Here is a 14320-nt window from a genome sequence, read left to right as displayed (position 1 = left end):
CTTTCTACCAGTACGGCCAGAGCGCGTCGAGCACATCGTCATTTCGGCTGAGGCCAAACCGCATATACCAGGGCGGTCCGTAGGTATGACGGTACTGCAGGCGTTCGATTTCTTTTTGTAGCGCACGTAAAGACATGAGCTGAGTGGCGACCGGCGAAGCGGTATCTGTGGCAGACAGTGCCAGTTGATGGTCAGCCTGCATCAGGCGCAGGTTAGCCATATACGAGAAGGCGACGCAGGCCAGCCACAGTGTAAGGAGGCACGAACATGCCAGTAACAACGATTTACGCCAGGACACACCCGCTGCCACGGGTCGCCGCCAGCGCTGGGCCAGTAAATCCAGCCAGGCTTTGCCCGGTTGCCAGGCGTGACGTAATGAAGCCGGGCCCGAGATGACTGACGGGCTAAATACCATCCCGGCCAGCGGCAGCGCCCGTGCACCTTCAACCCACTGAGACAGCGACTGCGTCAGGCGTGCCGTTCCACCGGTTCGCAGGTGGTGCGCAAGGTGCAGCAAAAAGGCGTGACTGCGGTCCTGCTCTGCCTGCTGCATCCCCTGACGAATAAGCGGCTGCTCCAGTGCCGTCAGCGACAGATTGATATCCTCAGAGGTAACGCCGGGCGCAGAAATAAAGCCGATACCCTGGGCCGGTAAGCCGGGCTGTTCCCATTCCGGCTGATGGATTTCCCACAACCACAGCGGAATTTCCTGCCCCAGCAGATGAAACTGTTTGTGCAACTGCCGGGAAACGGTATCGAGAGTGTCATGGCTGAGTTCAGTCTGTGCATTAACCACCCACACCAGGGCATCGGCGAGGCGGCGGCGAATTTTACGCAGCGCTTTCAACTGTGCCGGTTGCGGTTCGTCCGCTGGATTTCCATGCCATAACAGCAATGTGTGATGCCCTTCCAGCCAGTGCTGGGTGGTCAGCCCCGGTACCGCCTGTTCGGCTTCATGTTCATTGCCGACCACCAGCAAAATGCGCACCTTGCTACGCCAGTGCCAGCCGTACTGAAAACGCATCTGGGTGACGATATCGCGAACAAGTGGGTTTTCAGGCGGGCGCTGCCGATTGCCGTGTGTATCACTCCCCGTCGCTTCCCGCGCCTTAAGGCGGATAAGCGCTGTCCACGCCAGAATAAACAGCGGGCAGAACCAGACCAGGGCCAGCCAGACCATCAGTGACCAGAAGGCAATCTGACGGGGCAGCACCGCTGGCAGATTGAGGCTGCTGCCTGCAAAGTAGTACAGCGCAGCGCCCAGCAAAACCAGCAGAGTAATGATTATAACGTAGCCGGTAACGAGCCAGAACAGCGAATGTCGGGGTTCAGTGCGGGAGGTTTCCACGGGGGACGCAAACTCCTGTCATTAATTGAGATCCCATCAATGGGGTTGTCCAGCCGCAGGACTGCCCGTTACGGGCAGACAGTGCAGCAAGGGAAAGTACAATAAAAGGGGTCACCGCACCGGCATGGCCCAGCCACGGCGTCAGCACGTAGTCAACCGCAGACCAGCCCGCAGGTAACAAGGTATCCATTGCCGTTTTATCGGCGGCTAACACTCGCTCAGGTACAGCGTTTAAGCGGGCGTAGCGAGAAAGTTGCCCGACCAGCTGTTGCGGAGTCTCACCCGCGTCGGGGTTCAGGATTTCAGCGCGGTACATAAGTACCTGCGCCTGTTGACCGCACAGCCAGGCAAATGCCCCTTCGGCTGCAATAGAACCGGTATCCGGCACGCCTTCACCGCATCCGGCGCACAGCATCAGCGGCTGTTCCCCCTGCGGCATGGCATCTATCACCTTGTCCAGTTCGCGGGCATCGAAAAGGCGCATTACGTTATCAGGCAGGTGGATACCGTCAGACTCCAGGGCTTGCATAAATGCCGCCAGGCTGTCGTCGTCACCCAGCCAGCAAAATACCTGTACGGGCCGGGGTTCATCATTCTGGCGAAGCTGCGTCAGCAAACGGCGGGCGAGATAACGGGCCAGCAGCACAGAACGGCTCTGCCCCCCCAGCACCTGTGAGCAACGCAGCAAGGCGTTGCCCGCTGCATCCGTACTTTGTAACGGCGTCGGGGGTAGTGAAGACGAAAGCAAAGGCTCATGGTCGGCATCTTCATCGCCGAGCGGCGTAACCAGCAGAATATGTTCGACGGGCAATGTGCGGGAACGATATTGCCACCAGGCATCAAGGGACCCGGCTATCGTTACCTGATACGTATTGCGGTTATACAGCGCCACCAGCCAGACCAGCCAGCGTCCGGCCACGGCAATCAGCCACAGCAACAGTGGAAGTACCAGGCTCCAGAACCAGAATGACGGCGTGCGCGTGGGTTTACCTTCCGGCCACAGCAGCATGGTCACCATCGCCGACAAAAACAAAATGACCGGCAGCGCCACCCACCAGCGCCGCCAGCGGGCGCGGTGAATATCGGCGTAGTCAGGATAACGCGGCGGGTGATTCATCCACGCACGTCCATATGCGACAGGGAACTGACCAGCGTACAGCCGCAGGCGCATTGATGCCCGTCGAGCGCCACCGCTTTACCGTTCATGATGCTGCCGGTGGTGCCCTGCACAATGGTGGTCATGCCGTGCTGGTTACATTTGACCTTATCATCAACGCAGGCCACCGCCTTACCAAAGGCGCTATAGCTGCCGCTCAGCACTTCACCGCCGTAGGGCTTCAGGGTATCGCCCACGCGGATGAGTTTTTGCAGGCTCATACGATGCTGGCCCCCGAGGCTTTGAGCATCTCCAGCGACGATGACATCATGGCCTGATGGTTGCTGCTGATGGTGGCGGCGCGATTTTGGGCCACCGTAAGGCCCGGCTCCGTGCCCGGTACAGACTGCACGTCGGGGGGAAGTTTCTGTGTGACGCCGTTTGCCAGGTCTTTGACTTTATGGACTTCAGGCGCATACGCCGTTTTCGGATCCACCAGATAGATAACCTTATTCGAGGTTGGCGCAGCGCCCACCACCTTGCCTTCCACCGAAATCAGCTGCAGCTTTTTGTTAGCCTTATTGCCACAGTAAATCATGCGATAGCGGAAGTAGCCGCCCCAGGGCTCACGCCCACCGAGTGTGCTTTGCATAAACCAGGCGCGGGAGTCGTGGACCTGCTCATCGTAGAATGCCAGCAGTTCAGCGCGGGGCTGGGTGCGGATACCGGTGCCCAGACTGTCGATAAATAACTGTGGATAAAGCCTGTCGCCGTCCGCTTTCATTGCTTTATATTCGGCCTGGTCATCATCACCGTTAATCAGAAACACCGCATGCCTGGGGATAATGTCCAGCACAATCTGAATGGTTTTATCCCAGAAGATATCTCCGTTGATGTCTCGCACCCACTCTTTATAGTCGTGCCGGAACTCACGGGCAGCTTCCCGAAGCTGGTACTGCGCGTTAGTCGGGTCGAGGTCGGGTTTGCCCTGTAAGCTCTCGTCCAGCGGTTTGCGCGCTTTTTTCGCTTCAGCGCGGCGCTTAGCGAGCTCCTTTACTTTCGCGTCATGTGCGTCTTTTTCACGCTGTAACCCTTCGGCATCGAGCTGTAATGCATTTTTATAGAAATACTGGGCAGTCAGGCTTCCGTGGGCATAGCGACCGATACGCCAGGCGGTGATCCAACCGATTTGTTCAATAACCGCGCTTTCAAGGGTTTGAGAAAGTTGATAGGCACGATAGCCACCTTTATTTTCCTCGCTCTCGTCATTGCCCTGCAAAGTGGTATTGAGCAGGGTTTGTCGCCAGAGGTTGAAACGTTTAATCAGTTGCTCATCCAAGGTGAATTCACTGACACTATTTGGTGTCATTGCTCTTGAAGGGGATATATCTTTAATTGCTTGCGTAACGCATTCAGGTATTACTGATAACGGGGCCCCAGCTTCAAACGCAACTGCATACATATCGTGTAATACTATTTGAGAAAGAATAGCGCCGGTTCCGGTGCAGGATTTTCCTTGGTCCCTGGTTGGATAGCCGCCACCAACATCGGAATGCATACCGGGATAAATTACTTCGCTAGAATAGGAAGGATAACTACCATCATCGGCCCGGCGAATTGAATCCAGCGGGAAACACAGGCGCTGTTCATGAGCGGAAATAAAATGACGGCAGCTTTTAATCAATCCGGGGAATTTAGTTTCATCAGGCAGTGGTTGAGTATTATCCGCCCATCCCATATGGCCTGCGGCTCCGGGTAGTAGATGGGCAGCCCCTACTGAGGCTACGGTATCCAGCAGACCAGCAAATTCAATACTGACAGGCAATCCGGCCAGAGTGAGTGGTTGATAACCGCCAGATTTACTGGGTGCTGGCAGCTGTGTCAGCCAGCTGATAAAGGTTCGGGCTTCAGCGGCTCCGCGTGAAAAACCATAGATGAACAGCTTAACTCCCAGCAGATGGGGCTGCTGACTTTGTTTAACCTGACTTTCCAGAGCCTTTAATAAGGGGTTAATGGCGTTGCGACGATTGACTTCACCCGAGAAAGGCGCGTGAGCACGCATATCGGGTAATTTGGCCTTCATTATTGATACTGGTATATGTTGTTTATTTATTGCAAACGTCAAAGCATCTACTACCTGCAATAGCGCCCAGTTAATACGGTCTTCGCCACCAGTGGCAAAGGCCAAGCCATCATTGCTGTAATCTACTTCGCCAATATCAGGGAAAGGGGTGCCAACACCCGGAATATAGTAAGAAAAATACCCATCAGTTTCTGCTGTTTTTGCGTAGCCAGCATGGAATAATTTAGCAATATTTGTGGGATGCGCGGGATCACTACTTGTATCGTTATGTTCATTGTTGCCTGTTCCGTCAAAAAACAGGCTGATATGAAGGCTACGGCAACAAACAAAACCGACCTTTTTTCCAGATTGTTTGCCTAAGCGGATTTTATAATCCTGCTCTTCCTGTATTTGTTTTTTATAGTTGGCATTAACCTGCGCCTCCGAAAGAGGCAGGCGACCGGCCTCCGGAAATAACGGCGGTGCCCAACACGGATGGGCTAAACTCATTTCACCGGACATGATGCAGGCTCCTTCATATTCAGTGGTTCCTTAATAGGGTAATCTGGCTGACTGTAACCAGAGCATGAAGTCGTCACTTTCACTTGGTTACAGGGAAGGAAGTGGATGGTTAGACCGCAAGCTTGGCTGTATTTGGGTATATCGATATCAGCGCTGTATTGCTGGAAACTACCTTCTAATGCTTTTTTCCATGCATTAAATTTCTCTCGATTTTGATATCCAGGAAATGACTGTGTGGTCTGAGGATCAACTTCCCATTTAATATGTGCTTTCAGGCCAGGTCGCCATTTGTCCGGGATCATGATGCAGCAGCTGTTACCGGTCAGCGTTCCACCATAGCCGTTGATCGAAAATGAGTTTACGGTCTGTCCGGCAACGTGGTTGATGCCGCTAATATTGGCAGCGCTGGATTCAGAGTTTGTAGCCGTAGCCTGTGAACAACCCGAAACCACAAATAAAACCAGCAATATGCAGCCAGTGATTATTTTCCTTGCCATCATTGCTCTCCTTATTTCACCGGACATGACGCAGGCTCCTTCATCTTAAGAGGCTCTTTAATCGGATAATTCGGTGTACCGTACCCGGAACACACCGTTGTGACTTTTACCTGGTTACAAGGCAGGAAATGCACGGTTAAACCACAGCGTTCTTTGCCGTATTGGGGGATATCGACAATGGTGCTGTGCTGTTGATATTTAGCTTTATGTCGGGCGTAGGCTTCTTCTTCATACCCAAATCCTTTTTTCTTCATGGGTATTTTTTCCGAAGGGTCAGGATCAACTTCCCACTCAATATGCGCTTTTAATCCGGGTTTCCATTTATCAGGAAGCATGATGCAACATGAATTACCCGTCAGTGTTCCACCGTACCCATTGACCGAGAACGAGTTAACCCCGCTGTCTGCCATATGATTAAAACCTCGTAGATCACCAGCGGTATACCCCTCATCACCGGCATGGGAACAACCAGACACAAAAAAAACAAATATCAGAAAAACAAATCTTAAGCCGGACATGATGCAGGCTCCTTCATCTTAAGAGGCTCTTTAATCGGATAATTCGGTGTACCGTACCCGGAACACACCGTTGTGACTTTTACCTGGTTACAAGGCAGGAAATGCACGGTTAAACCACAGCGTTCTTTGCCGTATTGTGGGATATCGACAATGGTGCTGTGCTGTTGATATTTAGCTTTATGTCGGGCGTAGGCTTCTTCTTCATACCCAAATCCTTTTTTCTTCATGGGTATTTTTTCCGAAGGGTCAGGATCAACTTCCCACTCAATATGCGCTTTTAATCCGGGTTTCCATTTATCTGGGAGCTGAACACAGCAGTAACCCCCACCATCACCAAATGGGCTTATATTAGGGCCGCCATAGCCGTTTACTTTGACATAGTTAATCGCTGATGAAGTATGATTAACCCCAGCGATATCCCCTGAGGTATAACCCTCACCACTTGCATGTGAGCAACCAGAGAGCAATATCGCCACTGCGACTATCAGTCCATTGATAAAGTTTTTTTTCATTTTCACTCTCCCGTTACTCCTTAAAATCCAGCAGACTACCGAGATAACCGGCTTCATTTGCCCGTATAGCCAGCGCCATACAGTGGGCAAAGTGCGCTTCCCGGGTCATGTTCGGGGCGGGCAGTTCCTTTCTGAGTGCTTCTGCATCACTAATACCCCCCATCATCGCTACCTGCGCATCATCCACCCGACTCATTTCAGGGTCATCGGTAAGTACGCGCTCAGGTATCCAGGTCCCGGCTTTCCAGGTAGGGTCACCATCACGATTTCGCCAGCTCCAGAACAGGGCGATATCCGTAAACGCAGCCTGTTGCTCTGGCGTCAGAACGTGCTCGAACAGCGGCGCAAATATCCGATTGTCGTAATAACGCAGCAGTCCGGTCTGCTCTTCCCAGTGAACCTGCGACAGCGCCTGCAGGTGGCGACATAGCAAATCAAAACTCAGCGGTGAAATAAGTAACGTCAGGCGTGGTGTACCGGCAAAATGCTCGACCAGTTGCTCAAGCCAGCCACGGTGGTTACTGACGGGGAAATGCAGCCGCATCAGTATCGGTGAGTATTCGGTTGTTCCGGCTTCGGGCGTGTCGTCAAACAGAGCAAACCAGCTTATAGCCGGTGAAAGTTGACGCAGCGCATTCTGCAGGGGCTGTTCGGTTCCGGCCTGGTCCACCAGCACGTCAACATAGTCCTGTCCGGCTGCGGTACAGAGTGCTTCGGCCTGCTTTATCCATGTCGTGCCGATATCGGCCATCATGTCCATGTCCTTATCCACGCGGAGCGAAGGCCGCCGCTTCTTCCTGCGCCCGTTTCAGGCAGTCTTTACACACCGATTTTGGCAGTTCCGGCAGTTACGTATCAGCACTGGCAGGCGCATCCCAGACGTGCTGCCCCTTCAGACTCATTTTACCGGGGGTATGAATGTTGATATCGCCCTGCGGCGAAATGCTGATGGTTCCGCCACCACACCCCAGCACAATGCCGTTTTTCGCCGAGAGGTGAAGCTGGCCCTGCGTGGACTGCACGGTGACATCTTTCAGGCCCGTGAGTGCCATAATGTCACCGTGTGATTCGACGGTGAGCGGCCCGTTACCGGACACCAGCCGCATCCCTTCCTGCTGTGCCAGCATCGAAATAGTCTGGCTGGCGTTTACTGAGATATGCTGGGCGCTGGCAATGCTGGTTTCATCCTGGCTTTGCAGGTGTAGCGTTTTTCCGGTGTTCAGTAAGATGAACTGCGGGCTGACCACCCCGATACCGTCTGGTGCACTGAGCAACATCGCCGGGGATTTCAGCTGGTCGGCAGCGGCAAGATAGGCTTTGAGGTGTGTGGCATCAGGTTGAAGATTGTTATGTGACTGGGTGATAGCGCGCCATTCAGCTATCTGGCTCACCGCACCTTTGACCAGGCTGATGGCCGGGGTCATGTCCAGCACCTGGCCGGTGGCCGAAGCCTGTGCATCGGCGGTAAGGTAAAGCCCTTTACCGGCGCGTAGCGTACCCGTGCTGTCGGTACGCAGTTCAAACCCTTCACCGCGTTTGTTGCGCGAGCTGTCCACTATATGGCCGAGTGACAGCTGGCTCTTGCCGCCGAATTCAGTCGATAATTTTACGTGCTCATAGCCCCTCTTATCCTCAAATCTCAGTTTGTTATTTGAAGGCGTTCGGAGCACATTGCGTTGATAGTTATAGAGATTAACGTGGTCTTCATGGCGGGAGTCGTGCATGGCACAGAGAATATAAGGCCTGTCCGGGTCACCGTTGGTGAAGGCGATCATCACCTGAGTTCCCGAAATGAGCGGGAAGTGCCAGCCGTAGACATTACCGGCGTAAGGTTTGGCAAGGCGTACTGGAACGCTTTCAAAGCCAGGTTGCCAGGCGGTGTTCAGGTCAAACTGGAAGCGAACCCGATAGCGGCCTGTTTCATCAAGCTCAGCGTACTGCGCGTTTTCAACCGGGCTGGTGACGCGTGCCAGCAGCGTACCGGCTATGGTGGGCCGTTCCAGCAGCGGCGGGCGATATGAAATGTGCTGGCGGTTTGGAATGGCAGTAAAGCTGATGGTATAGGCTGTATCACGGGATACCCGAGATGAAGAAGTGGAGACCACTATTAAGCCATAAGGAGCATCTTCCCAGGATTTACCCTCAGGTTTGATGATCATCCCCGGACGAATATCCATTCCATTCGACTTGCCGTCAAAAATCACCTGTTCGCTGATAAGGCGCTCGCGGCGACGCTTGACAAACCAGCGGCCTTCTTCCGGTTGTTCTCTGGCCTCTTTGCCCTGTTCCAGATAGTGCTCACCGTAACGGTAGAGTTCACCCGTCAGTGCCGGTTTATCGAGATCGGTGTCAGCATTCGCCTGCATGTCGTTTTGTGCCTGGCGGTAATACTCATCATTGACGCGGGTCTGTCCTGCTACCGAATGGCGATTTACCGAGATCCCCCACAGGGATTCAAGGCCACCGTCAAACAAACCGGACGGGTGGCGAAACGCAATAGTCGGGCCGTCAACAAAAGCATAACCAGAGTCACCGAGGACCAGCACATCACGGTAATTTTCCTCATCCCAGGCAAAGTAATAGAACACGCCGACACGCGCCAGATGACGTTGAATAAAGGCCAGGTCACTTTCTGCATAGGAGATGTAAAAGTCGCGTACCGGGTATTGTGTGCCGAGCTGGTAGCGATAATCGAGGCTGGAGAATTCCCAGCTGTTGAGAATATCTTCGACGGCACCGATAACACTTTTATTCTGATAAACCGCGTAGGTCAGGCTGTTTTGCAGTAGCGCCAGCCTCGGCTCCAGCACCACGACATAGCGGGTGATATCGGCGGAACTTTCGCACTGTTGAAAAGAGGTGATAACACCACGCAGTACGCGAGGGGTAACGGCCTGCCAGGGCTTACCATCTGGGTATAAAAGAAACTGTGCAGTGGTATTTATCAGAATGTCAGCCGGTATATCCGGGGTCGCACTGGTCAGTTCAATGGTGTAACGCCACGGCGTACTGAGGGCTTCCTCGCCGCTGAAACGCAACACCGATAGCTGAATATCAGGACGCAGCTTGTGCAGTTCCGCCACGCTTAGTTGATAGTGGTTATAAACCGGAATCTTTCCGCCCGGAAGACTAAAATTATTCTCACCCATGTTTGACCTTTTCCCTGGTTATCGGTGTTTCAGCTCCGTGTGTACCACTGTCCGAGTAAGTAATGCAGATGAACGCTCGCGCCACAGGTGACTACTGCAATAAGCAGCAATGCCACTCCCCGCATTATCCATGGTGAACGCCGCCAGAAGCGGATATCAGGTCGGGAACGTCGGATAAAAACGGGGTTATTGATTTTGCTTTCAGGGGCAGGAAGGTGCTCACGTAGCTGGCTCATCAGTGCCTGGCGTTCCGGGTGATCTTCCATGCGGTATTTTCCCCGGTACCCCAATAACAGCATGCGGTAATAACAGGCGACTAATACAAGGGAGGGAGCAGGCTCACGCAGCAGCTTTTTGATATGTTCGTAGAAAAGATCGCCGCCATGAATGTTGCCCAGAAAATGGCCTTGTAGAGGCGTGCGCCTCCACCAGGTGGACACATCCGTATCCGGTTGGGACATTATTGCTTCATCCACAAATATACAGTGGGCAAATTTGATTTCTTCGGCGAGTCCGTCAGCGGCACCGGAAGAGACCAGCTTATCCTGTACCTGCTGGATCATACCGAGGCAGTGCTGATACAAACTATCGTCAACCACCGGAGGCTTGCCGTTTCTGATGGCAAGGGCCAGCAGCCAGCTATCCTGCATCAGGGTATCAAAGGCTTGTGCTGTAATGTCGTTGTCTGAAGAATGCAAAGGCTACCGTCCTGGTGAATGCCGTACTCTGTCAGTTCATTGGCCCATGGAACGTGATAATTTCAAAGAATATCAACCCATAGCCTGGATAAAGTGCGCCCAAAAACTCCCAGACAGATCGTTTGCATGATGAATGGCGAGGCAGGCGCTACGTTTCAACATCGCGATAGTAGAGCAATATCAGCACCAAGATCAAATTGTTAGATCTATATGTTGAAAAAATGAATTTTCCAGGATTTTTCTTCTAATCATTAATAAGTGAAGTGACCAGAAAGTTTATAACACCTGCTGCATATAGCTGAACATTGTGCAGTCAGGAGTATTTTGTATTGAGAAAGGTTATTAGTGCACTACATTACAAATTAATCGCTCCATTATTGTTTTATATCAATGCAATACCTCGTACCGTTGGTTGAAGTGAGTTTTCACCGGAAAAGTAGCTCTATCTGTTTGCGGAGATATATGTCTTAGAGAAAATGCATAGGTCCATTGTCATTATAATTCTTTAAGTTAACCCTCAGTCTTTCTTAAAAAATAAGTATGTTTTTCGACAAGACAGAACCAGAAAAAACATATTATTAAAAATTAAGTTGCCGGGAATGTTTTACAATACCCAGCAACGTAAAAGTTTATATTCAAAGCCTCTCTCTTAAGTCAGAAGGAGCTATGTAGTGAGTAGCTCTACCGAATTTTATAGGAAGAAATATACTCATTTTTTCCAACTCCCTTAACAAACGTCTTGCAGTATTCTCACTCACTCCATAAACATTTTGTACAGATTTCACTTTAAATAATCTACCTGGTTCCTTTACACCTTTTTTAATAAGATCCTTTTGTATGAAACTAAGTTTATCTTTGTACTTTGAGTGTTCCAGTATCTTAACTAACTCATGAAACTCTTCAGTTTTTTCTCTAAGATATTCCTGCAACTCCTCAAATGCCTTAAGAATAACATTTAGATGAAAATCAATAAAATAGGTAAGATCCCCATAATCTTTTTGTACATACAAATACGAAAGGCCATAGTCTCTTGCCTGTTCCTTAATCACCTTACTGATAGATATATATTCGAAAATGTCGTAACCATTTTTAAGCATAAACCAGTAAAAAATAGCTCTAGCAGTTCTGCCGTTGCCATCACGGAAAGCGTGTTCGTAACCCATTAAAAAATGTAACGTTATTGCTTTAATGACAGGTGGAATGAATCTTGAGCCATCCTCACCGTCATGCTTATCATTTGCAAACTCGCAAATTCTTTCTAACCTATCCTCTAATTTTTCATGATCTGGGGGATAGAATAAAGGGTCTTCATCATTACCTATATATATATCATTGCTAACTCTAAACTCCCCAGGAATATTGTTGTTTTCAGATACACCAAGTGTAGCCACACGATGAAATTCTAGCATCAAATCTCTCGTAAGTGGCTCATCTCTTCTTCTATCAGCTAGCCTTAGAAGCATATAATTATTTAAAATCATCCTTTCATCAGGCGTATTGGGATCGAGTTCCTCCTCAAGCATCTTTTTAGCATCAGCTCTGGTGGTGGCAGCCCCCTCTAATTGAGCGCTTGTAATAGCCTCCTCCATGAGGAGTGATGACACTAAGTAATGCTCCTGGACACCATCTGATGCTTGAGTCCCAGCAACTGCCGCTACTTTACCTGCACCTAATTGAACAATTTTGTGTAACTTAGGCTCTAATGAATCATGTATGCAATAGTGAAATTCATCACCATTCTTATCATTTAACCCGATCCCCTTTTTGGCGCTATACCTCTGAAACTTGACTGCAAGCCAAATTACATGAGCATTTTTACTGGGAACTCTCCACTTCAACTGGTTCCAGTGTAAATAGCGGCCCCGAGAATCCGCAATGCCATAATCATTGAGGTAATCAAAGATTTCACTGAACTTATCGCCAGAAAAATCCAACCTAGGTGCTTGTTCTACAGGATGTTTTGCCATGTTACCTCAGTTTTTAAAAATTGATGTTTCTTTGATTTTACATCTTCAAAATCTTACGTCAAGGTGACGTAGCTAGGTTCTGAGATACCTTAGTGAGCCTTCAATGGATTTGTAACAAGGATTTAAGAGTGGCCACTTTCTATCAGTGAGCAAACCCGTTTTCTTTATGCTGAATGAGGCTGGTGGCTGCAAACGACTATTGCGATCAGCTATGAGTTCGGCGATTCTGTTTAGGATGTCTGGTTTTGAGAGGTTCTCAGTATCAATCTCACGGGCGGTGTTATCGCTGTACCCCGCCCGAATTGCCGCTTGCGTGGCATTCAAATCGATGAGGTACTCGCGACACAAAAAATCTTGTTTGTCGGTAAATGCCATACTTTGCTCAAGAAGCGGAATAAATGAAACTTAAATACCTGATGGCTTTTGTTTTTTCTTTTGCAGTATTCAATTCATACGCAGACTGTTGGATTGTCGGGAATCTGCATGGTATGAGCGCCACCAAATCACAATCATATAGATACTCTGAAGACGCTTTCTCTGGGAAAATATTCCATGTGATTGCTGATAAAGATCATTCTTCTGTCACAAGCAGCGACCTTAATTACGTCGGACTTAATCGCAAGTCAGTTTTAGGCACCTTCCTTGAGGGACAGGGCCGCACCGTTGAAACATGGAATATTTCTGATGATGATACAAAGGTGTTCTACACACAGATGAGAACTGGTTTTATTGACGATTTAGATGGTACAAAGTCTTTTGTCGGCGATGTGATAGGGAAATGCTAGTTAAAGTACTGTAGCTCGTTAGTAGCAATTTACCGTTCCTCTAGTCAGTGGGTTCATCATCAAACGCACTCGCAAATGCTTCCGACTACTTACGTAGCCAGTGCCGATTCATCTGCCAGGGTAACGGCTGGATAGACACCGAACACCACCCGCTTCTCTTTACCGCCAATGCGATATTTTAAGCGCCAGCTTTTAGTGCCGTTGGGAAAAATTTCGAGGTCCATGCCCCCACCGTCGGCAAGTTTGTAGGCCTTCTCTTTAGGTTTGGCGGCTTTGATTTCAGTGGCTGTGAGTTTCATTTGGGGGTATCGCTTCCATTGAACCTGCTAATGCCCCCAGATGGGTGTAGCTTTCAATAGGAGTTAGTAGATGTCACGATAACGAGAATTCGCTTGTCATGCGGGTTTGATGGGGTTTTGTAGACTTTGGGATACGTCAGAAGAAGTGAGAATTGGTACGCCCTACAGGATTCGAACCTGTGACCTACGGCTTAGAAGGCCGGTGCTCTATCCAACTGAGCTAAGGGCGCATTGTGATTGCGTCGAATTATACGGTGGGATCCTGCTGAGTCAACGTTTTTACCGCCTGGTGCTCCCTAATGCTGAAGTTATGAACAGTATCTAAGCTTTATCTCATAACGAGCAGGCAATCAGAGTAAGCGGTATGCGTTTTGTCTGTCGCCACAGAGGCAGAAGCAATAAGGCGCCCATAAAAAAACCCACCTGACGGTGGGCTTATCTTCTGAGTGACTGAACAGAGCGCCTTAGTTGGTCGCTTTGTTTTTCAGCTCTTCTGCACCCTGCTTGGTTTTATCCCAGCCTTTTTCGGTGCCTTCTTTGGTTTTGTTCCAGGCCTTTTGGCTGCCTTCAGAAATCTTGCTGCTGGTTGAGTTGCTCTCACCTTCTGCAGCATGTTTGGCCTTCAGCTTCATCTCAGCCCCCTCATTCTGGGACTTATGCAGCTTCTCTTTGGCGGTATCGGCACCTTTATGCGCTTCAGCAACGGTGTTATCGGTGGTCGTTGCGGCGAAAACCGGAGAAGCCAGCAGCAAAGCAGACAGTGCAATAATAGTCTTTTTCATTATTCCCTCTTTCTTTTTTTAGATGATTTGCCGTGTTACAACGTCATCCTGGCACAGTCAGTACCAGAAAGATTTAGGAATAAAC

Annotated in this window: 13 protein-coding genes, 1 tRNA gene and 2 pseudogenes; 1 reads left to right on the top strand and 15 read right to left on the bottom strand. The window is 50.1% G+C overall.

Annotated elements, in window-relative coordinates:
- Positions 1-4: 4 nt before the first annotated feature.
- From LJN55_RS05635 to LJN55_RS24030, 12 genes and pseudogenes are all read right to left on the bottom strand, one after another.
- A complete protein-coding gene (locus LJN55_RS05635; protein WP_227535825.1) occupies positions 5-1348 on the bottom strand; it encodes an ImcF-related family protein in 1344 nt (447 codons plus the stop codon).
- On the bottom strand, positions 1329-2465 hold the full coding sequence (locus tag LJN55_RS05630) for a hypothetical protein (RefSeq protein WP_227535824.1): 1137 nt from the start codon (positions 2463-2465) through the stop codon (positions 1329-1331). The genes LJN55_RS05635 and LJN55_RS05630 overlap by 20 nt, the downstream gene beginning before the upstream one ends.
- Positions 2462-2719, bottom strand: a complete 258-nt coding sequence (locus tag LJN55_RS05625; protein ID WP_227536349.1) for a PAAR domain-containing protein — start codon at positions 2717-2719, stop codon at positions 2462-2464. The genes LJN55_RS05630 and LJN55_RS05625 overlap by 4 nt, the downstream gene beginning before the upstream one ends.
- Before the next feature lie 2 nt (positions 2720-2721).
- Positions 2722-5028 carry a T6SS phospholipase effector Tle1-like catalytic domain-containing protein gene (locus LJN55_RS05620; RefSeq protein WP_227535823.1) on the bottom strand — a complete coding sequence of 769 codons (2307 nt, stop codon included), beginning with the start codon at positions 5026-5028 and terminating at the stop codon, positions 2722-2724.
- Positions 5013-5552 carry a DUF3304 domain-containing protein gene (locus tag LJN55_RS05615; protein ID WP_227535822.1) on the bottom strand — a complete coding sequence of 180 codons (540 nt, stop codon included), beginning with the start codon at positions 5550-5552 and terminating at the stop codon, positions 5013-5015. The genes LJN55_RS05620 and LJN55_RS05615 overlap by 16 nt, the downstream gene beginning before the upstream one ends.
- Positions 5537-6043: a DUF3304 domain-containing protein gene (locus LJN55_RS05610; RefSeq protein WP_227535821.1), complete on the bottom strand. Its 507-nt coding sequence runs from the start codon at positions 6041-6043 to the stop codon at positions 5537-5539. Before LJN55_RS05610 ends, LJN55_RS05615 begins: the two co-directional genes overlap by 16 nt.
- A complete protein-coding gene (locus LJN55_RS05605; protein ID WP_227536348.1) occupies positions 6031-6555 on the bottom strand; it encodes a DUF3304 domain-containing protein in 525 nt (174 codons plus the stop codon). Before LJN55_RS05605 ends, LJN55_RS05610 begins: the two co-directional genes overlap by 13 nt.
- 13 nt (positions 6556-6568) lie before the next feature.
- Positions 6569-7309: a DUF4123 domain-containing protein gene (locus LJN55_RS05600; RefSeq protein WP_227535820.1), complete on the bottom strand. Its 741-nt coding sequence runs from the start codon at positions 7307-7309 to the stop codon at positions 6569-6571.
- Positions 7310-7319: 10 nt separating this feature from the next.
- A pseudogene (locus LJN55_RS05595) lies at positions 7320-9704 on the bottom strand (type VI secretion system Vgr family protein).
- Positions 9705-9733: 29 nt separating this feature from the next.
- The gene (gene tssL / locus LJN55_RS05590; protein WP_227535818.1) at positions 9734-10402 is read right to left on the bottom strand and encodes a type VI secretion system protein TssL, short form; all 669 of its coding nucleotides are present in this window, start codon (positions 10400-10402) and stop codon (positions 9734-9736) included.
- 635 nt (positions 10403-11037) lie between these two features.
- Positions 11038-12369, bottom strand: a complete 1332-nt coding sequence (locus LJN55_RS05585) for a Fic family protein (RefSeq protein ID WP_227535817.1) — start codon at positions 12367-12369, stop codon at positions 11038-11040.
- Between the two features lie 72 nt (positions 12370-12441).
- Positions 12442-12744, bottom strand: coding sequence for a terminase small subunit (locus LJN55_RS24030; RefSeq protein ID WP_407647783.1), 303 nt, complete (start codon positions 12742-12744; stop codon positions 12442-12444).
- 23 nt (positions 12745-12767) lie between these two features.
- Here LJN55_RS24030 and LJN55_RS05575 point away from each other — a divergent pair, with 23 nt between their 5' ends.
- Positions 12768-13154 (top strand): hypothetical protein, encoded by a 387-nt coding sequence (locus LJN55_RS05575; protein ID WP_227535816.1) that lies wholly within the window; start codon positions 12768-12770, stop codon positions 13152-13154.
- Between the two features lie 110 nt (positions 13155-13264).
- On the opposite strand, the pseudogene LJN55_RS05570 reads toward LJN55_RS05575, so the two are convergent.
- From LJN55_RS05570 to LJN55_RS05560, 3 genes and pseudogenes are all read right to left on the bottom strand, one after another.
- Positions 13265-13453: pseudogene (locus tag LJN55_RS05570) on the bottom strand (Arm DNA-binding domain-containing protein); the annotation flags it as partial.
- Between the two features lie 153 nt (positions 13454-13606).
- Positions 13607-13683 (bottom strand) — tRNA-Arg (locus LJN55_RS05565).
- 234 nt (positions 13684-13917) lie between these two features.
- Positions 13918-14235, bottom strand: a complete 318-nt coding sequence (locus LJN55_RS05560) for a hypothetical protein (protein WP_133845700.1) — start codon at positions 14233-14235, stop codon at positions 13918-13920.
- Positions 14236-14320 lie beyond the last annotated feature (85 nt).

The organism is Erwinia rhapontici, assembly GCF_020683125.1.
GTDB lineage: Bacteria > Pseudomonadota > Gammaproteobacteria > Enterobacterales > Enterobacteriaceae > Erwinia > Erwinia rhapontici.
Note: the sequence above shows the minus strand (reverse complement) of the source record. Positions and strands in the feature narration are given on the sequence as shown.

Excerpts from the sequence above, each read along its gene's own strand:
- LJN55_RS05630 (WP_227535824.1), bottom strand. The coding sequence starts at position 2,465 with ATGAATCACCCGCCGCGTTATCCTGACTACGCCGATATTCACCGCGCC.
- LJN55_RS05620 (WP_227535823.1), bottom strand. The coding sequence starts at position 5,028 with ATGTCCGGTGAAATGAGTTTAGCCCATCCGTGTTGGGCACCGCCGTTA.
- LJN55_RS05615 (WP_227535822.1), bottom strand. The coding sequence starts at position 5,552 with ATGTCCGGTGAAATAAGGAGAGCAATGATGGCAAGGAAAATAATCACT.
- LJN55_RS05610 (WP_227535821.1), bottom strand. The coding sequence starts at position 6,043 with ATGTCCGGCTTAAGATTTGTTTTTCTGATATTTGTTTTTTTTGTGTCT.
- LJN55_RS05605 (WP_227536348.1), bottom strand. The coding sequence starts at position 6,555 with ATGAAAAAAAACTTTATCAATGGACTGATAGTCGCAGTGGCGATATTG.
- LJN55_RS05600 (WP_227535820.1), bottom strand. The coding sequence starts at position 7,309 with ATGATGGCCGATATCGGCACGACATGGATAAAGCAGGCCGAAGCACTC.
- LJN55_RS05585 (WP_227535817.1), bottom strand. The coding sequence starts at position 12,369 with ATGGCAAAACATCCTGTAGAACAAGCACCTAGGTTGGATTTTTCTGGC.
- LJN55_RS24030 (WP_407647783.1), bottom strand. The coding sequence starts at position 12,744 with ATGGCATTTACCGACAAACAAGATTTTTTGTGTCGCGAGTACCTCATC.
- LJN55_RS05575 (WP_227535816.1), top strand. The coding sequence starts at position 12,768 with ATGAAACTTAAATACCTGATGGCTTTTGTTTTTTCTTTTGCAGTATTC.
- LJN55_RS05560 (WP_133845700.1), bottom strand. The coding sequence starts at position 14,235 with ATGAAAAAGACTATTATTGCACTGTCTGCTTTGCTGCTGGCTTCTCCG.